Source organism: Calothrix sp. UHCC 0171 (assembly GCF_034931845.1).
GTDB lineage: Bacteria > Cyanobacteriota > Cyanobacteriia > Cyanobacteriales > Nostocaceae > Brunnivagina.
Genome location: NZ_JAYGHN010000020.1, coordinates 90,994 through 113,083, shown reverse-complemented (window position 1 = coordinate 113,083; position 22,090 = coordinate 90,994). Strand labels below are relative to the sequence as shown.

Genomic DNA, 22,090 nt, shown 5'->3' with positions numbered 1-22,090 from the left:
TTAAAAAAACCCGGTTCCTGGGAAAACCGGGTTTCTATGATTTTTTTTACTCATAATTCCAGATATTTGGTGATAGTGGAGATAATTTTAGTAATTAATCAGTTTCATACTTAAGAATTAACCAAAACGAGTACCTCCAACTTCACGACGATTTGGTAATCCTCTTTTCGGAGGAGTACGCAGTTTCAAACTAAGTTGTAAATCTTGTTGTTGGAAGTTTACAACTACTTGATTCGTATCAGTCGAAATATTGAAAAATGGATTGTTTTCTGTATAGTTATAAATGCCAGCAAATATTCCTGCTGTCATCATCGAAATTATAATAATTAATATAGATTTCGCCTTCATTTTCTCCACTCACTTTACCTATCTTTAATATTCAATAGGTCTGAGATAGGGGAGATATGCAGGTTTATTTCATCAAAAACTCACAAATTTAAGGTTTACGTAAGTAGTTATATCAAAGTCTGGAAATTATCTTCTCAACTACTCACATCTATACAAATCAAATAGAAATGCGATCGCATTTCTAGATAGAGTTTGTAAAAATATTTACCTTGATATTCTTGATATTGTCAGCACCAAGATATATAGAAGAATAATATCTATCTATAGCTATTTCAGTTCCAGAATAAAATCAAAACAAAGATATATTCAACCCAACATTTACACCCACAGAGAAATTATTGAAATCAATTGAACTGGCAGAAGACGAGCCAAACAAATAAGAGGCATAACTACCAACAAACAAATCTTGATTCACGTTATAAATTAAATCAACACCCACTTGATGCTGCGTATCAAATCTATCTTGATTTGTATAATCTTTCAAAGTTAAACGATAATCTAAAGCACCTTGTAACTTAGGAGTCAAATCATAACGCAAACGCGCACCCAAGGAATTAGCTACACGACTTTGTGCCTTCGGTTCAGAAAAACTAGCACGCAAATCGTAAAATGAATCTAGTCGCAATCTTTGACTTAATTGGTCTTGTCTGCCAATAGTAAAACGCACAGAATCATCGAGTAAAATGCGATCGCCTCTATCTTGATTATAAAGTCTATCTTGTACCCATCCCAATTGTGCATACATACCCGGAGCTAGTCGCTGCTGCACTCCGGCATTAAAACTCAGGAAGTTATAGTTAAAATCATCCTTGGTTGCAAACCTCGTTAAACCTCCCGTCGCTGAAGCAACCAAGCGAGTATCCTCCCCAAGTTTGGGAGTTGCTAGCAGAGTTGCACTATTTACAAACACAGTATCACTGCGTTTGAGGAAATCAACAGCCGTAATATTGGAACTCGAAAATGTCGAAGAACGTAATAATAGCTGCACATTAGGTTGACGCGGTTGTGGTGGTTGTTTCACCGGGCGTGGTTTGATATATCTAATTTCCCCTAATTCCTCTTCGACTTCCTTCTCACTCAAAGGTTCCGCATCTGGGAAAATAGCTGGATTATTTGGCTCTCCAAGATTGGGTAATGCTTGTGTGAGGTAATCACTACCAATTTTTCCGCCTCCGTCGAAGTTGGCTGGTAAAGTAAATCCTCCAACTTCTGTTCGCGTCCCCATCTCATCCAATATTCTTTCCGGAGGTGCAACTGGTTCAGTAACATTGGCGATCGCATTTGCCACATCTGATTCTACTATGTTTGGCGATGTCGTTGTTGTCTCCACCTCAGCCGCCGCAACATAATGCATATCCCATAGGAGCAAAGTCATTAAAGAATAAAAAGTAATTGAATAAACGCGCATAAATTAAACCTCAGAATCTGAAAGAATATTAGAAATTAAGAGTCACGAAACAGATGCAGTATCTTAGATTGAAATTTAGGGATATACAGATGCTAAAACCCATTCCTTAGGATAAGTATTCGTGTAAAAATAAATAGCGTTAGACTGAGGCTTTCATGCCGAAGTCTTGCCCACTTTGGGAAATAGTAAGCGAGACGCTTGCACTACTTATTTTTAGATGATTCCTAACTAGCCTGCATCTATATGTGCGGTTTTTACTTACCTCTGTACATAATTACTCTCTGTGTAATACAAATCCATATTTTGACTCCGCAACTTTTATCTAGTAGTTCATCAAAGTAACTTTGCAGTCACAAAAATCTCCACCTGTCAATTCTGAATTGGCGAACCACTAAATGTTTGCGGTTGCACTAAATACTATCCCCAAAATTACTGGTTAAAGTTGTTTTGTTGTGGTGGTACTTGCTGTGGTTCCAGTTGTGGTTGTGGTTCAGGCTGTGGTTGTGGTTGTGGCTGTAGCTCCGGTTGCGGTTGTGGTTCAGGCTCAGGTTGTGGTTGTGGCACTTCACGCCTTCTTTCCGGTACAGTCACATCCCTTCTATCCTCAAACCCCCGCAATGGCTCATCAGAATTAGTATTGATACAATTAGTCGATAGCGTACTCGAAACACCACGACCATTTATACTACATAATCCCTCAATCCAATCTTGCTGTGCTTTCCAAGCAGCGATCGTATCCTTTCTAACTAATCTAAAAGTTTCTTGAACCTGGGGAGATTCATTTACAAGCAAACCTTCCTGCCCTGGTCCCAAACCTGCTGCCAACTTAGTGGTAGCATAAAAACGACTCAAATCAAAAGTTCTTACCTCACCCAAAACACCATTTTTAACATCAATCGTTTGTCCAGGTTGTAAAATTTTAAATTGTTGACCATCACCACTAAAAACCTTAATGGGAACTCCCAAATTGGAAACAACAACCATATCTTGACTTTCGTAGGCAGTCATAGAAAAAGCACTACCATCATTTTTGGAATATAAAGCCTCCGTTTGTGATGGTAACTCACTCATATTCGCCTCTACCCTAGTCTTTCCTGGAACCTCAACCGTTGTCCCCCCACTTCCAGGAGGTGTAATGGCAACCACAGTCCCACTTTGCAGTTCAAATATAGTCTCAGCTACCACTTGACCATTTTTAAGCTGAATCCGTCTTAAACCGGGTTTAAACCTAAATATCGCCTTAGAACCAACCCGCAAAAACGAACCCTCATTAAACAGTAACTCCGCCAGCGAATTTTGCTTAGTTTGCAATGCATCCAGAGGACGCAATGCATCCTTAACCTTGGCTTTACGTGGTGCTTGATTGGACAACAACAAATCGACTAAATTAGCTAATTTATATACCTCTGCCCGCGTCAACTCCGGATTTTGCTGCGCCATGACTGGACTAAAACAAAATACAGCCAGACTCACAGCTAACAAACTAACTTTTTTCTTCATCACTTCACACCTATACTTCTCAAAGATAAATTAATAATTTGTTTTCAAATTAGTTTTTTTAAGTTCTGAATTCTGACACATTACTACCAATCTCTTGAAGATAAAAGACTTTGACATCTATGTTAAATACAAATCTAATCATCACATTCCCGAAAACAATTCTCTCTAGATAGGGCTTGCTTCTTTGCAGAATAATCCCCAGGGCTTATGCTTCATCATCAGTATAAATTCTCAACCAATCTAATTTCCCCATATCTCATATCAAGTCCGGATAACTCAGTTTTTATTCGCAAAATAAAAATTGAAAAGCCCACCAAACTTGCAGAGGGGGAAATGAGCAAGCATGGTGGGCATAGTGAGAACTCAGTACAAACCACCAAATCCCCACTAGAACGTCTCCTCTATAATAACGGGTTCTCCTCGTGAAAATATGCAAACTTTTTCCAAAAAATCTGACAAAGAGCATCTGCAAGAAGTGATGGTGAACTTTTGATTATCAAATTCTCGGAAAATTTGTATTCACAACTGGTATTAATTATTGTAATGCCGTAATCAAAATACTATAACTTCCGGTGGCAACCATGACAGAATCACCCAACCTCCTGTTAACTATCGATTTTAACGACCCTGACTTGAACGACGAAGAAAATGCAGAACAAGTACAAAACTTGCAAAGAGAACTGCGAGAACTAGAAGGAGTTGAGACAATAGAACCAGTAGTTGATCTCAACCCACCCATCAGACATAAAGCAATAGTCAGCTTTCTGACAGGCATTTTGATGGCGGAAGTCAATCCAGCCAACTTGAAAAAGTTATTTGCCTTTCTCTCTGACAGATTAGGAAATAAACCGATTAAAGTCAAAATTAAAACACCTGATGGTAGAGAATTAGAAGTAGAAGTCAGTAGCAAAGAAGAATTTGAATATGCGATCGCCCAAGCGGAGAAATTTATCAACAAAACTTAAACCACAATTGTAAACTTTTGTAGTGGCGCTATCTGCGCTACTCTGAGCAATATGCCACACCTCCAGCACGACGGGGGTCTGCTGCTGCCGACAAACCCATTCGCGGACTCCACAAGGCAGCTTGCACACCGCCAAAATACATCGATAACCCTGGAAATTCATGGGTAATAAATCCCTCTATTTCCCCTACAGTCACCCCAGTTTCTAAAACGATAGTTGGTAATTTTTCTAACACCTCATAATGTAGTCGAGGATGAGCGATCGCCTCTTCTAAGGACATTCCCAGATGTAGATAATTTAACAATACTTGAGCGATCGCGGTAGTAATTCGCGAAGCACCGGGAGAGCCAATGGCAAGAACCCTACCATCAGGATGGCGAGCAATGGCAGGAGCCATATTGGAAACAAGACGAGTGCCTGGGGTTAAGCCATGTAACCCTTGGGGATGCAGTTCCATTTCCCCTAAGGAATTATTCAACCACAACCCAGTACCGGAAACCATCACCCCGGAACCATAACCAGCAGAAGCGGTGACAGAACAAGCCATGCCGTCACTGTCTACCGTGGAAATATGGATAGTTGAGGGTGATTTTAATAACTTTTGATGATTCCCCATCCCGGCTAATTCCAGCAGTTGTGTAACTTCCGCCAGGGAATTATCTTCATGTAGATAATGTTGGCGATACTCCAATACAGCCTGCTGAATTTCTGCTAGTTTTTGCACCATTTGGGGATTCCATTCCCGAAAAGATTGGCGTTCCAGTAACAACAACATCGCCGCCAAACAAGCTCCACCGACTGCTGGTGGCGGATTGGTGATGATTTCCCACTCGTCAAAAGCAATACAAATAGGCGATCGCTCAATTGCTCGATAAGCTGCTAAATCTTCCACCGTTAACAGTCCTTGATTGGCTTGGATTTCCGCAACAATTCGCTGCCCTAATTCCCCAGTATAAAAAGTAGCGACACCTTCCTGAGCAATGAGGCGTAAACTATCTGCCAGTCCAGGAATATGTACTATTTCCCCTTCTACCAAAGGACTACCATCATCGTGGTGCAATGCCCGATAACTTTCTGGATGCCAGCTAAAGATTGCTTTGTGGGTATGGAGCAAATAATCTGCCGCCCCTCCCAAAAGAGGAAATCCCTGTTCCGCCCATTGCAGACATGGAGCAACTATGTTTTCCCAGGGCAGCTTGCCATATTTCTGGCTAGCCATTGCCAAACCAGCAAAAATCCCCGGTGTGGCAATAGTGCCATAGCCAACCATAGTTCTAACGACATCACTACCACCATAGTCAAAGAATACCTCCTCCATTCCCTTGCCGAAACGCTCAAAATCCAAGCCCCGTCCTGGCATCTCTGCATAGGCATCAATCACAACGGGTTCTCCTGCTGGTGGGGAAATATTAATAAATCCGCTAGCTCCGGGAGCCATTACCCCCAAATCTGTACACATCGCAACCAGAGTCGCAGCAAGGGCAGCATCAACGGCGTTACCACCTTGATTCGCTACCGTTGCACCTGCATCTGCGGATATTTGGGAACCGGAGGCAATACTTACTGATGGCATAGTCAAATTATGTATGATTTATTTTGATTATTAACTTCAACAGTCTTTAAGGAATGAGAACTTAATAACCTGCAACTTTTGTGTAAAAATTAAGTAGCTCGCGCAAGATGCCCCCACTACTTATTTTTACTTGATGCCTGAGAATGGTGGGTTACGCTTTTGGACTTTATTGAAAAACTACCCAGCTTTCTTGATTCTCGCTACCATATAAGAATTGGTACTGCTGAATCAAAATACAATCTACCTGTAGCAGTAGATAAAAAATACTGCTGATTACAAAGGGGAAAAATCCGGTTTCTTGAGAATAACAATATCTAAAAATTCGTGTTTTTAGCTATTGTTGAGGATACTATAAGCGATCGGTTGATAAATTTAGCAACACTAATTTACACCAACTCTCTGCGTACAATCTCCATCATTAGCAAGGGTAAGATGCTGGAAACAGAACAGATTTTACAGAATCGTTACCAGTTAAAAAGTTTACTTGGTAACAATGGTATTCGCCAAACATGGCTGGCTCAAGATTTAGAAGCACCGGAAGATGCTAAAGATGCGCGGGTTGTAGTCAAATTGCTAGCATTTGGTGGTGCTGTGCAATGGGATGATTTGAAACTATTTGAACGGGAAGCGCAAATCCTCAAACAACTTCAACATCCTCGCATCCCCCAATATATAGATTATTTTTGTATTGACGATCGCAGTTTATGGTTTGGGTTGGTTGAGGAATATATTCCTGGGGAGTCTCTCAAGGAGAAATTAGCAAAGCATCAACGTTTTACGGAAAAGCAAGCTCGAAAAATTGCTATTGATATTTTAAAGATATTAATTTATCTCCACGAATTGAACCCTGTAGTGTTGCACCGTGATGTAAAACCCAGCAATTTAATGTTAGGGGCAGATAATCGCATATATTTAATTGATTTTGGTGCGGTTCAAGACAAAGCTATCAAAGAAGGTGTGACTTTTACTGTGGTGGGAACCTATGGATATGCACCGATGGAACAATTTGGTGGCAAAGCTGTACCCGCCTCCGATTTGTATGCATTGGGCGCAACCCTCATCCATTTACTCACGGGAATTCCTCCGGCGGAGTTACCCCAGCGCGACTTACGCATCCAATTTAGCCATTTGGTAAACTTGAGTCCCCATTTTCTAGCTTGGTTACAAAAATTAACGGAACCCGCACCCGAAAACCGCTTCGCAACTGCATCCCTAGCTTTAGAATCGCTAAAATCTGGTTTAGGTTTACAGTTGGTGAATGTCAACAAACTACCACCACGTCAACAGGCATTGAATAATTCTGGATGCGGGATTCAAAATAATAACGAAACCATACCCGACGAAATTTTGGGCTGGAATTGGGGTGCTTTCCTCATGCCTTGGTGTTGGCTGTGGACGAATCAAGTTTGGATTGGGTTATTGTGTTTCTTCCCATCTATTGGCTTGATTATGGCAATCTTACTTGGTGCTAAAGGTAATGAATGGGCTTGGAAAAGTAGACGTTGGCGCAGTATCGAACATTTTAAACAACATCAACGTGGATGGGCGATCGCCGGTCTACTCATTGGCGCACCCTTTAGCATGATATTGTGGGCAGTGGCTCTGGCGGCATTACTTCATGTTTTTTAATAGTTAATGGTTAGTTAAGGTGATTTGCGAAAAACAAATTACCCATCTTGTTGTTGCTGTAGTGGGCAAGATGCCCCGGAGTTTTCCGTGAAGAATATCTCCCCGGAAACTCCTCTCCACACTACAAGAATTTTCGGTACATTATTTCCTGGAAATCTCCTAATACCCATTAACCATTCACAACTCTAAGACTGCTGCATCAATCCCACCGGACAAGCAACGTTAGTCCCACCTAAACCACAGTAACCACCGGGATTCTTGGCTAAATATTGCTGATGATAATCTTCGGCGTAATAAAATTCCGGTGCATCCAAAATTTCTGTGGTAATTTCTCCGTAACCAGAAGAAATAAGTGCTTCCTGATACATCTTCCGTGAAGTCTCGGCAAGTTGCTTTTGTTCCGGGGAATATGTGTAAATCCCTGAACGGTATTGAGTTCCCACATCATTGCCCTGGCGCATTCCTTGGGTGGGGTTGTGGTTTTCCCAGAATGTTTTCAGAATTTCCGTATAACTAATTACTGTGGGGTCAAATACCACCAATACCACTTCATTATGACCAGTCATCCCCGAACATACTTCCTTGTATGTGGGATTGGGAGTATAACCAGCAGCATAGCCGACGGCAGTGCTAAATACACCATTCAACTGCCAAAATTTACGTTCCGCTCCCCAAAAACAACCCATACCAAACATGGCGGTTTCCATTCCCTCAGGGAAAGGAGGTTGGAGAGGGTTGCCATTGACAAAGTGGCTGGCGGGAACTGGCATTTTTTGACTGCGTCCCGGTAACGCTTCCTCGGGTTTCGGCAAGCTGAGTTTTTTACCAAATCCGAATATCATCTGAACTCCCTGGTATTTGTTTATATTTGTTACTTTACTTAATATTGTAGAGACTTTTGCCAAGGGAATGTGAGTATAAAGCGATCGCCAAGTAAGAATCTGCTGAGAATTTTAAACTTCGATAGCTTCATTCACCACAGAAACACAAGCATTAACCAAAGGTAATAATGGACCTAATTGTTCTTGTCCATTTACCGCCAATTCGCTATGGCATAGATATAATCTTTCGGAAACTCGCGCCAATAAATCGGCTAAAATTCGCTTGATTCGTTGATGTTCAGCAATAGTTTCATCCTCCGCCGTCCAAGGTTGTCCCAAGCGATCGCGTAGAAATATATTCGCACCAAACAAGGTTGCCGCACCACCTTTTGCCCACAAGGGAGAACCAATATCTAGCCAAAAATGCCATTTATGGGATTTGCGACTGGCACGGTATTGAAATATGGTCGCCAACGTCACGGCATTGGCAGCTAAACCCAGGGGACGCATGGGGTATGGATTTGCGGAAACAGTGCCCCGTCGTAGTAATTGGATAAATTCGGCAATTGTTGACTGAGACAATTCCGTTTCCTTGCCAATTTCTTGAGGGCGCAATCTAGTATCAATTTCCCAATAATGCTGTGCCGTTTCCAGTAATTCCCGCAATACAGCTAACTGGTCGTAAGGTAAAATACTGCCATTGAGAAAGAACTTTTCAATTGCTGTATATATCAAGGAAATTGGACTCGGCAGTAAACGTGCTACCACTCGACCCCGCTTTTCCTGAATCCACTGCAAAATATCACCATAGGCTGTTGTAGCCGCAAAACCCAATCGATCCCAACGGTCGAATGCAGTCGCAGCAAGTAAGTCGGGTTGGTCAGGATGGGGGACAAAGCAGTAGTCGGCAATTATACCAGCACGCACTGGGTCGATTTTCCCCTCTCCTTCCCTCTGCAAATTCCCTCGACTCAAAACCACCAACATTTCGGCAACCGCATCCCGATCTACCCAACGTCCCAAACCAGGATAAACTAAAGCTACCAGGGTTAGTAAAGCCCGGACAATGGGCGATGCAATCAAAGGTCTTTGGTCATTGAGTGAATGTAGGAAAATATTTTGTTTGCTGAGGATTTCCACCAGAGAATATCGAGCGATCGCATCTAAACCAGGTGCAATAATAACAATATCTTTAGGCTCCACAAGCTTTTCTTTGACTGCCTTGACTATCATCTCGGCGGTTTGACGCAATAACAATGCCCGCGACATCGTTTCCATGGACTGGACTGTATCTGGTAAACTCAATAATGTCATTGGTTCAGTGATGAGTTCAATTATCGGAGTCGCTAAAACATCCCCTAGACTCTTTACATGTCGCTGCGTCAAGGTTTCCACTTCACATCTTGCTGCTAACCCTTCCACATACTTCGGGTCTGCACCCAATCCCAACCGCACCACCCCATCAGGATTGTAACTAAATGCCCCCACTACACCCTGATCTAAGAGTACCTCAAACAAATTACGGGCGATCGCGGGATAATCGCCAACATCATCCGCTAGTATTGCCTGATATCGCTGCACCAACCTCTGTTGATAACTGGGATTTGGTAATAAATGCTGGCTGTATAGTTCTGTAATAATCCCGTAGCTTAAAAATCCCCGTTGTAAACACCAATTACGCCACTCCAATAGCAAGTCAGCCAAAAAATCCGCTTCCAAATGGGAATTACTTTCTTGCTGTAATGCCGTTGCTAAAACATTACCAATTTCCTCACAAGCCGTACCACTCAAAGCAGCTAACTGCAACAAGTCGAGAATTCTTCGTACCAAACGATATTCATTCACCCCCGCCCGTCGCAAAATATCATCGGTGAGATAATTTTTCCACAATTTTGTCGCTAATTCTTGCTCTGTTTCTGGGCGTAACCGTACTGGAAATTGCGCTTTTAAATTTAATAATTTAACTAATAAAGGAAAATATAAAATTACTTCATCCTGAAAAAAACCTAAGGGAGTTTTCACCCTAATTGGGTGTTTTCCCTGAGTTGATGTCATGATTTTATCGTTAAGTTCACGTTGATTATCACTATTAGCAGCAAACATTAAAACACCTGGATTATTAGGGTGTAGAAACACTCGACGCGGTATAAAACTCTTGCTACTCTCAACAGAATTTATAGTATAAAATAAATCCTGACTGTGATTTGCACCTTGTACCCAAATACAAAACTGTTCTACCAAGCGAGTTGTTTTCCCACAGCGACTTGGACCAACAATCCACAGCGAATCTAAAGTCACGAACCTTCTCCTTGCTAATTTGTTAGCATAACTCTTAAATTCACATTTAGGTTAATCAAACATCAAAATAATGCTGGATAATTGTTTGCGATGAATAACCCCAGTCTCAGTCAAAAAATTTACTTGTATTTAGTCTCTGTTTATAAGTGGTATTTACAAACACCACAACGTTCATTATACGAAGCATATGCGGCTGCATTAAAAATCAAAAAAATCGAAGATGAACATTTTAATGGTAATAAAATTAACATTGACTTGACAACATCTGGGAGTGTCAATATTTTTTTTGCATCGGAGTTACGCCAACAACTCAAAATTGTCAGAATGCGGCTCACTGAATTTAACTATAGTCGCATCTTTTTCAGTGAATCGAATCAAAAAGGTGCAAAAAAATATGGTGTGGAATTAATTACAGCCGCAGAAGTTTTAGAAAAGTTACAAATAATCGATACAATTACGACAAAATATATAGATGAAGGTGATGATTTTGATATCACGGAAAACTTTTCCACAGCAGCAGAGAATCAGCTAGGTGAACCGGGGAAAATAGTACAATCACATAGTACATTACAAAATGTAGCAGTTAATAAAAATAACAATAATAGTCAACGTAGCAAAACTAATACAACAGGAGTTTTACCCCGTTCAATATTAAGTACAATTAGCAGAATTCAGGTAGAATTAGACCCCAATGCCGAACAAGATGTTGTCCAAAATTTCCGCAAAGCTCAACGCCGCACCATTATTTCAGTTAGATTTATCCTCTTACTAATTATTATTCCCATTCTGGTACATCAGCTTTCTAAAGCCTTTGTTGTGGGTCCAATAGTTGACCATTTTCGCAATCAACAAACGCTGAATATTTTCATTAATGAAGAAATGGAGGAAGAAGCATTAGTTGAGTTACAAAGATATGAAGCAAGGCTCAATTTTCAAAATTTAATTGGACTAAGTTCTCCCCTATCAGCAGCAGAAATAGAAGTCAAAGTTAAGGACAAAGCTCGTGAGATTGCCGATGAATATCGAGGAGAAAGTCGGAATGCGATTAAAAATGTTTTTTCTGATATGATGTCCGTTCTTGCCTTTATTTGGCTATTATTAATTAGTAAGCGAGAAATAGCTATTTTTAAAGACTTTTTAGACCATGTTGTTTACGGTTTAAGCGATAGTGCCAAGGCATTTATTATTATTCTGTTCACCGATATCTTTGTGGGATTTCACTCACCTCATGGTTGGGAAGTAATTCTCGAAGGAGTATCACGACATTGGGGATTACCAGGAAGTCATAACTTTATTTACCTATTCATTGCGACATTCCCTGTAATTTTAGATACTATTTTTAAATATTGGATATTCCGTTATTTAAATCGTGTTTCCCCTTCGGCAGTGGCAACTTATCGGAATATGAATGAATAGAAGTGAATCGTCTGCACACTTTTTGCGCTATTAGTAGTTAAGTAGTCAATAGCTAGTTTTCAACTGCATCAAGCAGCATCGCGGACATGCCTCGCACCCCTACTTTAACATTCGATCGCGGCACATTAATTTTGCATCCACCACCGCGTGGCAAAGCTTGGACTGACTTTGCGACGTGGGATGACAGAGTCGAAAAATTCCGCATCCCGGCAATTCAATATCGACCTTTGGTAGAATCTTTACAAGCTGAGGGGACTGATTATTTAGATGATGCCAAGGCTTTCTATCCACTAGAGTTGTTAGCTAGTTTGGAAATGGAACCCTATCCCCATCAAAATGAGGCTTTAGCAGCTTGGAAGTTGGCGGGTAGGCAAGGTGTTGTTGTCTTACCGACGGCTGCGGGGAAGACATATTTAGCCCAAATGGCAATGCAATCGACACCACGAACAACTTTAATTGTGGTGCCAACGTTGGATTTGATGCATCAGTGGTATGCACATCTCAAAGCTGCCTTTCCCGATGCGGATATTGGCTTATTGGGGGGAGGCTCACGGGATAAAAGTCCAATTTTGGTGGCAACATATGACAGTGCCGCAATACATGCAGAAACCTTAGGGAATATGTACGCTTTCATCATTTTTGATGAGTGTCATCACCTGCCAACTGATTTTAACAGAGTCATTGCCGAATATGCGATCGCTCCTTATCGCTTGGGTTTGTCTGCGACTCCTGAGCGGAGTGATGGGAAACATGCCGATTTAAATATTTTGATTGGTAGGGAGGTATATCGCAAACGTGCCGAAGATTTGGCTGGGAAGGCACTGGCGGAACATGAAATAGTCCAAATTAAGGTGAAGTTATCGCCATTGGAACGGGAAAGATACAAAAATTTAATTAAAATTCGTAATGATTTTTTGCGAGAGTCAAAGATATCTCTTGGTAGTCTTCAGGGCTGGCAGCAATTTGTCATGGCAAGTGCCCGAAGTCAAGCGGGAAGAAAGGCAATGTTAGCCCATCGCCAAGCTAAGGAAATTGCTTTGGGTACGGATGGGAAGATTCGCATTCTTGCAGATTTATTAGGGGAACATTTTCCCGATAGAATTCTCATTTTTACGGCTGATAATGCCACTGTATATAAAATCTCCAATGAGTTTTTAATTCCGGCAATTACCCACCAAACACCTGTCAAGGAGAGACACGAAATCTTAACTAAATTTCGCGAAGGTGCATATAAAAGTTTGGTAGCATCCCATGTGTTGAATGAGGGTGTTGATGTTCCCGCAGCCAGAATTGCCATCATTCTCTCAGGTACAGCTTCCGCACGGGAATATACGCAACGTTTGGGCAGGGTGTTAAGGAAGGGGCAAGAGGTGAATAAACAAGCGATTTTGTATGAAGTAATTGCTGAGGATACGAGTGAGGAAGGAACTTCGGTGAGGAGGAGAGGTTTTCGGGATAATGAAGCACAGAAAACCCAGAGAGAAGAAAATCAAGCCGAGAAAAAAGGGAATTTGCATGTGGTTTATGGAACTAAGCAGCAGAAAACACAACGTGCTGCCGAACAATTAGGATTATGGCAAGATAACTCCGTTGAATCTGAAGATAGTGACGACAATCCCAAATTTTAATTCCTCATTCCCAACTTTAAAATGCTTCCCACCGACTTACTCATCTACCGCCAAAATGGCGAACAAATCATTCCCAAACGGCTTAAAATTGAAGCCAAAAATCTCGGATTAGCCAGCGAATTAATCGCATGTTTTCAAAATATGCTCGGCAAAACCCAAGGTGAATTAGAAAGACAACTATCAGAGTTAGAAGGAGAAGACACTGATTACCGCATCAAAAGAGGCTTGGCTTATATCCTCAAAAGCAGTTTTTCCACCTTTGAAATAGTAAGTCCCCTCGAACCACAACTATTAAGAGAAAGAGTTTTTGCCCTGGCAGCAAAATCAATCCCCAGTTTACAACAATCGCCCACTACACTGACTCGAATTGCCGATGAATTAACCCAAGAACTCGAACGGGAAGTTTTACCAGAACAAGTAAAAACTGGCTTGTATGCTGATTTATTTGAAAATCGCATCATGACAAGCTTTGAGCAACCTAACCCAGAAGATATATTACATCGCTACAACCTTTCCCAAGTACAAGGAATCTTCTACAAAGCCAGTCAACTACTCATCAACGCCCACCGTAATAATCCCGGAGAATATAAACTTTTATTTCGCTATTTAAAGCTATTTCAATTAATGGCTTATATCGAAGGAGATGCCGACAAAGGATTTACAATTACCATAGATGGTCCAGTTAGCTTATTTAATCCTAGTACACGCTACGGACTTGCGATCGCCAAACTAATTCCAGCTTTACTCCATGTGACAAAATGGAGTCTGGCAGCGACATTACAAACCCGCGATTTCTACAGCAATACTTGGAAAACAGGAAGATTTGCCCTGAATTCGGCTGACTGCGGTTTAGTCACCCATTATCCACCTGGAAAGCCCTACGATAGCATGATAGAAGCTTCATTTGCTGATAAATGGGACTCCTTGAAGAGCCAGTGGGAATTAGAAAGGGAAGTCGATTTAATTCCGATTCCAGGTAGCGTCATGATACCTGATTTTCGCCTAGTTCATCCCGATGGTAGAAGCTATTTATTAGAGATTGTGGGATATTGGCGACCAGAGTATTTACAAAAAAAATTCTCTCAAGTTAGGCGTTCTGGTTGTGATAATTTAATATTGGCTATTTCCGAAAGATTGAATTTAGAAAAAGCTGGGGTGAAATTAAATGATGTTCCGGCAAAAATTATTTGGTTTAAAGATAAATTATTACCAAAAGCTGTTTTAGCTGTTTTAGATTAAGTTTTGGTTAATTTTTCAATTTAAAATATCTACAGCTATGATGGGAATTATGTGTCAGAATTTTAGACAGTAAATTAAAAAAAATTATGCACGCTAACGCAGAACATCACGATAGACTTACATGTGAAGTTGAATCAACTTTAAAAGTAATTGGTGGACGCTGGAAAGTTCTCATTATTCGCGAATTAATGCTAGATATCAAGCGTTTTGGTGAGTTACAACGTGCATTATCAGGAATTACTCAAAAAATGCTAACTCAACAACTTCGCGAATTAGAAGATGATGGGATTATTCATCGTGAAGTTTATCCACAAATTCCACCCAAAGTCGAATATTCCCTCACGCCTCTGGGAGAAACTCTCAAACCTCTTCTTTATGCCATGCATGAATGGGGTGTACAATATTCAAAAATCAACAATCAAAGTGATTAGTATTAGTATGATTCAATAGTGTTGATTTCACCTAGATTTTTTCATGATTTTTTCAATTTATTATTTATTAATCATTTATTTTTCTCTCCGCGTCTCCCCATCTCCCCATCTCCCGCACTCATCTAAGACTCAGTTTCCAAACCTTGTAAATATTCAATAGCAGCCGCTAACTTTGATGGATAACCCTCAGCAAACTTATCAAACCAAAGTCCCTCTTGAGATAAAGGTTCTAACTTTTCTAACCAGAGCTTCGCTGTTTTTTCCAAAGCTTGTTTTTGGCGAATTCTTTCCGCTTCAATTAACTGCTGTTGCTGCAATTTCTCCGCTAAATCTTTCTCCTCAAAATCAGCTTTGATATCATTCAGCATTTTATCAACCCCAGAATTCACTGGAGTAGATTGAGTCGATTTGGGATAATTTGGTGACTGCGGTTTTGGTTTATTTTCAGAATACTCTTGTTGTAACTCTTGGAGTAATTTATCAATCTCATCCATGTTAGATAGTTGAATATACTGTGGCTAATTGTACCAACAACCATATAATAGGTTTATTTATCGCTGTATATAAATTTACCTTTTTGTATGGATATACTTAGGATTTTCACATTAATAGCACATATAGGACAGCTATTTGGACAATCACGTCGCATCAGTAAAGAAGAAGCTGTAACAGATTACCAGCAGGAATCTCAGGCGAATAGTGAAATTTGGCGGTGGCGCATTCCCAATCCAGAACTAAATTTAACATTAACAGATAAGAGCGATCGCAGCATCATTTTTTTACCTCAGCGTTCTAGTATTGGTAGAAATATAGCGGTGCTATTGGGCTATTTCATGTTTGCTTTGGCAATTTTAACGGCTATTGAGAGTTTAATCAAAACAGGGAGTTTCGGGAATGCTATTGCTGGTTTTACATTTTTAGCAGGGTTGGGATGTGTATTTGCGTTTACAGGTAGTCAAGTAATTCGGATTGAACTGACAACAAAGGATTTAACTATAGTTCGTAAATTTGCCTTTTTTTTTGAATTTAAAAATTGCTACTTGCGTCATGCTGTCTTGGATTTTAGTGGACGTTATCAAGCAATTCTCATGGTCGAATATGGGGCTGAACCAGATTTTTATATCTGGATTAAACAAAAAAGAAATAAATCTCAGAAATTTATTACTTCATGCAATAAGCTTCAAGGTTCATGGATAGTATATGGTTTACAATTATGGCGTGAATATAACCTGAGTTCTGCTTAAGAGTTTTGTTTCAATTTGAATTAAGAAGGCTTGCAATTCGTCGAACCTAAAAATTTTTGTATTTCCTATTTGGAGGGGGCTTGGTTTTAGCTGCAATAACAGAAAAACTATCAGTTGGGTTCAAGGAATTGTTCTTAAATTTGAACAAAGTAATATTACAACTCCTATCTTAGCTTATCACGAATTCAGGTTATTTTTACCATGATTTGCTCAACTTTAGAAATCGTAGGGATTGGGGGGCGGTTGTCGCCCCATCTATCCTGTCTTCAGCTTAAAATTCAAATTCTAACTCTAAAACTAATCAGTAATCGCATTTAGAAGTATTTCCGATAAACTCATATCCTCCATATCTTCCATTGTAATCGTGTCACAAATATCGAACTTTGCACCAGCACTTTGCAATTCGTCATCCAGCACCTTCAAAAAACGCATTGCTTGGGGGTCTGTACCAACTTGAATAAATGAAATTCCTAATTCCTCATCACGTTCCATCTTCCGCGAAGCCTCAATAATCACGCGCATTACAGCCTTGCGATCGTCAGGCTCACCATCTGTAATCACTAAAATTGTTTCACCGTTCGGTTTAGTTTGTCCAGCATTTTTACGCTGGAAATAATTGTCTGTCGCATGTTTTAAAACAGAAGCTAAATCTGTAGTTCCCGAAGGGTCATTTTCCATAAAAATTTGCGATACTTTACTGGAAGTAACATTATCGTAACGCTTAAATTTGCCGGAAAAAAGATAAATGGTAATCCCATCTGGGTCGAATTGTTCACATTTACTTGCTAATGCAAAAGTTGATTCTTGGGCAGCTGACCAACGATTTTTACCACCTTTTTGGTCAGGAGTCGCCATGCTACCACTTTTATCAATAATGAGAGTATAATCTCGATTTTCTAACATTGTTATTTTCTCCTTTTAAGTATTAACAGCTAATAGTTAGTGATGAATGAATAAATAATAGTCAGGAGATACATGATTAATCACATTTAATCACATATTAAAAAACGGTAATTATGAACCATATACCAAAAACTATCAAGTATTTATTCAGTACATAATTAGCCCCCAACAATTAACCACGAACTAATCATTAATGGCATTCATTAATATTTCCGCAAGACTCATATCTTCCATATCATCAAGGGTAATAGTGTCGCAAATATCAAACTTTGCCCCCACACCCGTTAATTGATCATCCAATGCTTTGAGAAACTTACTTGCTTGTGCATCTGAACCGACTTGAATTAGGGAAATTGCTAACTCCTCATCCCGTTCCATTTTTCGGGTAGCATTGATAATCACTTCAAATACAGCTTTGCGATCATCAGGTTCCCCATCGGTGACAACTAAGATAGTTTCGCCATTGGGTTTAGTTTTCCCCGCAGCTTTGCGCTGGAAATAATTATCTGTTGCATGTAACAAAACTCCAGCTAAGTTGGTAGTTCCGGCTGGATCATTTTCTAAAAAGATTTGCGCTACCTTTGCAGATGTAACATCATCATAGCGCTTGTGTTTACCGGAAAACACGTAAACAGTAATGCCATCAGGGTCAAATTGCTCACATTTTCTTGCTAATGCCAGGGTGGATTCCTGGGCTATTTCCCAGCGACTTCTGCCGCCAGCTTGGTCTGGTGTGGACATACTGCCACTTTTATCGATAATGAGAGTGTAATCGCGATCGCTTGTCATGTCTGTCATATTTTCCTGTGGAGTCACCTTGCTGTACTAGTTTAACCTTGCGATAGGTTGTCATGAATAACACTCAAGGCGATTGAAACTATATTTAAACTATGAAACTATTGTTCCTTCGGGGACTGCATCTTGCATTTTGGTAAAGGCATCAATCAAAGTTTGCAGTTGTACGTCGGCTTTCATGACTCCTAAACCCCGCACAATTACCTTACCAGGTGCGTGAACACATTTATTTCGCAAGCTATCTGGTAATTTCTCGGCTAGTAAATTCCATGCTGGCTCTTCCATCTGTGTTTCTAAAGCGATGTGCTGTTTGGCTTCGGGTTTTATCCGACTAAAACCTAAGTTTTTCGCCAGTTGTTTGAGTTCCATCACCCGCAATAGTTGGTTCGCTGGTACGGGTAATTTTCCATATCTATCACTCCATTCTGCGGCTATTTGCGTCAGTTCGTATTTAGACTGGGCTGCGGCTACGTATCGGTAGGCACTCATCTTCTGGTCAGAATCGGGAATGTAATCGGCGGGAATAAATGCCGTGAGTTTCAAGTCAATTTGCGTGTCTTCAACCTTGGGTATTTCTTGTCCACGGATTTCCCGAATTGCTTCATCCAGCATTTGCATGTATAAGTCGAAACCAATGACATCCATTTGCCCTGATTGTTCGGCTCCCAGTAAATTACCGACTCCGCGAATTTCCATATCCCGCATTGATAATTGATAGCCGGAGCCTAGTTGCGTAAATTCCTGAATTGCCCGCAGTCTTTGCCTGGCGGCATCTGAAAGTGTCCGTTGCTGGGGGTAAAACAACCAGGCATGTGCTTGAATTCCTGCACGTCCCACTCTTCCCCGCAATTGGTATAACTGTGCCAAGCCAAAGCGGTGTGCATCTTCGATGAGGATGGTGTTGACGCGGGGAATATCCAAACCCGATTCGATAATTGTTGTACAAACCAAAATATCCGCTTCCCCATTTCCAAAGGTAAGCATTGTTGATTCCAGTTCGCTTTCGTCCATTTGCCCATGAGCGATCGCAATTCTGGCTCCTCCTGCGAGTTCGCGAAGTTGGCTGGCTGTTTCTTCAATTCCTTCTACCCGTGGGACTACGTAGAATATTTGACCACCCCTGTCTAATTCTTGGCGAATAGCGGCACGAACAGATTCAGTAGTTCGCGGTGCTAGGTGGGTTTTAATGGGGCGACGCGAGGGGGGAGGAGTTGTAATCAAACTCATTTCGCGGATACCCGAAAGTGACATATATAATGTCCGGGGGATGGGCGTTGCTGACAGAGTTAATACATCAACTTGGGTTTTCAGACTTTTAATTTTCTCTTTTTGATTTACCCCAAATCTTTGTTCTTCATCTACCACCAACAATCCCAAATCTTTGATTTGAATTTCTTTACTCAAAAGTTGATGCGTGCCGACAACAATATCTAATTCCCCCATTGCCAGACGTTTGATAATTTCGCGTCGTTCGCTAGCAGTGCGGAAGCGGTTTAATAAACCGACATTGATGGGGTAGGGTGAAAACCGTTCTTTGAGGGTATGGTAATGTTGTTGCGTTAGGATGGTGGTAGGGGCGAGGAGAGCAACCTGTTTACCGGCGGTGACGGCTTTGAAAATGGCACGAATTGCCACTTCAGTTTTCCCAAAACCCACATCCCCACATACTAATCGATCCATCGGGCGATCGCTTTCCATATCCCGTTTCACATCTTGGGTAGCTTTAAGTTGATCGGGTGTAGCTTGATAGGGGAAAGAATCTTCCATTTCCTCTTGCCAAGGCATATCGGGAGGGAAGGAAAAACCAGTTTGTTGCGATCGCGATGCGTATAATTTTAACAGGTCTACCGCCAGCTTTTTGATGGCTCGGCGAACTTTATTCCGGGTATTTTCCCAAGCTTTACCCGTCATCTTATTGAGTTCGGGGGCTTTATTGGTTGTTGTCCGTAGGCGAGATAAGGAACCAACTTGATCTGCTGCTACCCGTAATAAACCATCGGCATATTGGATAACAATATAATCGCGGGTTTCGTCGCTAACTGTTAAACTTTCGAGTTTTTGAAATTTTCCGATACCATGATTGCGGTGAACTACGTAATCTCCAGGACGCAATTTATTTAAATCAACCTGTTTGGAGGTTGATTGGCGGCGCTTTCTGACGTAACTGGGAGTGGCAAGGGAATGCTGACCGAAAAATTCGCGATCGGTAACAACTATCATGCGGTATGTCGGTAAGACAAAACCTTCGAGTTCCGCCAACCCGGAGTATTTCAGGGCTACGGGAGTATGGTTAATTTGTAATTTCTCGATCGCCTGAAAATCATTCGGATTCGGGATAAATTGTGCCGGACAATCATGTTCCTGGAGTAGAGATACAGAACGGCTTGGTTGTGCAGAAATAATCCACACAGAAAAATTGCGATCGCGTTCCCCCCGTAATACCTCGGCAATCTTAGCAAACTGGTGCGGTGTCACAGCCACTCGACGACTGGCAAGGTTTAATCCTGATAAATTCCCCGCTTCCGTAATAATAGTTTCCGCCAACTCCGACAAGTAAATTAACTTAAATTCCGCCGCCGCAACTAAACATTCACCAAACTGGCGATGAACTTTGGGCAGAACAAAGTTAGAAGCATTAACTATATTCTCCGCATCTCCGCGTCTCCGCGTCTCCCCCTCTTCTACCTCTTCCCCTAAAACTTGCCACTGTTCCTCAGCATTCTCCACCCAGCGATCGCTATGAGCATGACATTGTTCAGGTTCATCGATCGCAATAAAAGTATTTTTAGGTAAATAATCTAATAACGATGAAGGTTGATCATAGGCTAAACCCAGAAATCTCCGACTGCCTTCGACTTGGGTTGAATTTTCCGTATTTAATTGCAAACGCTCTTGATACTCAGTAGTCTCCTTGAGAGCATCATTAATAATGACACTAAAACTAGTTGGAGTTAAAACTAATTCCTGCACCTTATCGAGTGCCGAACGCTGCGTGGCGGGGTCAAATTCGCGAATTTGTTCAATTTCATCCCCGAACCATTCCAAACGCACGGGTAACTCCGACGACACAGGGAAAATATCCACAATATCACCGCGACGACTCCATTGCCCCTCAGTTTCCACCAAAGCAACTCGACTATAGCCCAATTGGGTGACGCGATCGCCAAAGTTATCTAAATCAAACTCCATCCCCCGTGTAATCGTCAAACAAAAGGGTTTAAAAGCCTCTATAGGTGGTAAATGGGGTTGTAATGCACCAACAGTCGCAACGAGGGCAATTTGATTTGTCGAATTGGAGAAATTATTTTTCTCCGGCTCACCATTACCCATTTTCACCAAATCCGCCAAAACCTGCATTTGCCCCCAAATCATCTCCGTTTCCGGGTCAAATGGTTCGTAGGGAGAAGCTTCAGAAGTGGGGTAAAAAAGCACATTTTTCCACCCCATCGCCTCAAGTTGTGCAGTCCAACGTCCAGCCTCTTCCAAAGTCGCACAAAATACACATAAATTTTGTCCCTCAGCCTTTGCCAATGCCGAAGAAACTAAACCTTTTGGTAATCGGGGAATACCATTTAAATATATATCTTGTTGTTTATTTAACTTAGTAAGTAGTTCGTTAGTGAGTGGTGAGCGTCCCAAAGCACGCACGATGGAAGAAAAAGTCATATTTTTTCGATATTCCAGTGCAAGTCATTTTACGGCACATGGAGTCTTAATAGTGCCTACCTCAACTATTTTAGAAGCGGTAATCGCATCTGGAGTTGTAAATTAGAGAAATAAGTATACCGAAAGGCATATTTGCAAAAATAGCAAAGTAGGTATGAGTTCAGAATTATGGAAACAGAACCCATAATTATAAAAACGAGTCGATGATATCGCCATACTGACAGCA

Annotated in this window: 17 protein-coding genes; 7 read left to right on the top strand and 10 right to left on the bottom strand. The window is 41.1% G+C overall.

The features are described 5' to 3' along the window. Window positions 1–117: 117 nt before the first annotated feature. The 3 genes from VB733_RS16290 to VB733_RS16280 form a co-directional block, all read right to left on the bottom strand. The gene (locus VB733_RS16290) at window positions 118–348 is read right to left on the bottom strand and encodes a hypothetical protein (RefSeq protein ID WP_323341107.1); all 231 of its coding nucleotides are present in this window, start codon (window positions 346–348) and stop codon (window positions 118–120) included. A gap of 289 nt (window positions 349–637) precedes the next feature. Then, window positions 638–1,756 carry an outer membrane beta-barrel protein gene (locus VB733_RS16285; protein ID WP_323341106.1) on the bottom strand — a complete coding sequence of 373 codons (1,119 nt, stop codon included), beginning with the start codon at window positions 1,754–1,756 and terminating at the stop codon, window positions 638–640. A gap of 429 nt (window positions 1,757–2,185) precedes the next feature. Continuing rightward, window positions 2,186–3,256 carry a hypothetical protein gene (locus VB733_RS16280; RefSeq protein WP_323341105.1) on the bottom strand — a complete coding sequence of 357 codons (1,071 nt, stop codon included), beginning with the start codon at window positions 3,254–3,256 and terminating at the stop codon, window positions 2,186–2,188. 581 nt (window positions 3,257–3,837) lie between these two features. On the opposite strand from VB733_RS16280, the gene VB733_RS16275 reads away from it, so the two are divergent. Further along, window positions 3,838–4,221 (top strand): hypothetical protein, encoded by a 384-nt coding sequence (locus tag VB733_RS16275; protein WP_323341104.1) that lies wholly within the window; start codon window positions 3,838–3,840, stop codon window positions 4,219–4,221. Between the two features lie 37 nt (window positions 4,222–4,258). Here the strand turns inward: VB733_RS16275 and VB733_RS16270 are convergent, their stop codons facing one another. Next, window positions 4,259–5,794, bottom strand: a complete 1,536-nt coding sequence (locus VB733_RS16270) for a gamma-glutamyltransferase (protein WP_323341103.1) — start codon at window positions 5,792–5,794, stop codon at window positions 4,259–4,261. A gap of 432 nt (window positions 5,795–6,226) precedes the next feature. Between VB733_RS16270 and VB733_RS16265 the strand changes: the two genes are divergently transcribed. Then, window positions 6,227–7,423 (top strand): serine/threonine-protein kinase, encoded by a 1,197-nt coding sequence (locus tag VB733_RS16265; RefSeq protein WP_323341111.1) that lies wholly within the window; start codon window positions 6,227–6,229, stop codon window positions 7,421–7,423. 185 nt (window positions 7,424–7,608) lie between these two features. Here VB733_RS16265 and msrA read toward each other — a convergent pair whose 3' ends face one another. Continuing rightward, entirely contained in the window at window positions 7,609–8,265 is a 657-nt protein-coding gene (msrA, locus tag VB733_RS16260) for a peptide-methionine (S)-S-oxide reductase MsrA (RefSeq protein WP_323341102.1), read from the bottom strand. Window positions 8,266–8,376: 111 nt separating this feature from the next. Next, the gene (locus VB733_RS16255; protein ID WP_323341101.1) at window positions 8,377–10,542 is read right to left on the bottom strand and encodes a recombinase family protein; all 2,166 of its coding nucleotides are present in this window, start codon (window positions 10,540–10,542) and stop codon (window positions 8,377–8,379) included. A 90-nt stretch (window positions 10,543–10,632) separates the two neighbouring features. Between VB733_RS16255 and VB733_RS16250 the strand changes: the two genes are divergently transcribed. From VB733_RS16250 to VB733_RS16235, 4 genes are all read left to right on the top strand, one after another. Next, window positions 10,633–11,958 (top strand): proton extrusion protein PcxA, encoded by a 1,326-nt coding sequence (locus VB733_RS16250; protein ID WP_323341100.1) that lies wholly within the window; start codon window positions 10,633–10,635, stop codon window positions 11,956–11,958. Between the two features lie 86 nt (window positions 11,959–12,044). Then, a complete protein-coding gene (locus VB733_RS16245) occupies window positions 12,045–13,586 on the top strand; it encodes a DEAD/DEAH box helicase (RefSeq protein WP_323341099.1) in 1,542 nt (513 codons plus the stop codon). A 21-nt stretch (window positions 13,587–13,607) separates the two neighbouring features. Beyond that, a complete protein-coding gene (locus tag VB733_RS16240) occupies window positions 13,608–14,825 on the top strand; it encodes a DUF790 family protein (RefSeq protein WP_323341098.1) in 1,218 nt (405 codons plus the stop codon). Window positions 14,826–14,911: 86 nt separating this feature from the next. Beyond that, window positions 14,912–15,256, top strand: a complete 345-nt coding sequence (locus tag VB733_RS16235; protein ID WP_323341097.1) for a helix-turn-helix domain-containing protein — start codon at window positions 14,912–14,914, stop codon at window positions 15,254–15,256. A gap of 122 nt (window positions 15,257–15,378) precedes the next feature. Here VB733_RS16235 and VB733_RS16230 read toward each other — a convergent pair whose 3' ends face one another. Beyond that, on the bottom strand, window positions 15,379–15,750 hold the full coding sequence (locus tag VB733_RS16230) for a salt stress protein, Slr1339 family (protein WP_323341096.1): 372 nt from the start codon (window positions 15,748–15,750) through the stop codon (window positions 15,379–15,381). Window positions 15,751–15,837: 87 nt separating this feature from the next. On the opposite strand from VB733_RS16230, the gene VB733_RS16225 reads away from it, so the two are divergent. Continuing rightward, entirely contained in the window at window positions 15,838–16,500 is a 663-nt protein-coding gene (locus VB733_RS16225) for a hypothetical protein (RefSeq protein ID WP_323341095.1), read from the top strand. Window positions 16,501–16,797: 297 nt separating this feature from the next. On the opposite strand, the gene VB733_RS16220 is transcribed toward VB733_RS16225, so the two are convergent. From VB733_RS16220 to mfd, 3 genes are all read right to left on the bottom strand, one after another. Beyond that, window positions 16,798–17,403: a VWA domain-containing protein gene (locus VB733_RS16220; RefSeq protein WP_323341094.1), complete on the bottom strand. Its 606-nt coding sequence runs from the start codon at window positions 17,401–17,403 to the stop codon at window positions 16,798–16,800. A 183-nt stretch (window positions 17,404–17,586) separates the two neighbouring features. After that, window positions 17,587–18,192 (bottom strand): VWA domain-containing protein, encoded by a 606-nt coding sequence (locus VB733_RS16215; RefSeq protein WP_323341110.1) that lies wholly within the window; start codon window positions 18,190–18,192, stop codon window positions 17,587–17,589. A gap of 99 nt (window positions 18,193–18,291) precedes the next feature. Then, complete coding sequence (gene mfd, locus VB733_RS16210) at window positions 18,292–21,864, bottom strand: transcription-repair coupling factor (RefSeq protein WP_323341093.1); 3,573 nt, start codon at window positions 21,862–21,864, stop codon at window positions 18,292–18,294. Window positions 21,865–22,090: the final 226 nt, after the last annotated feature.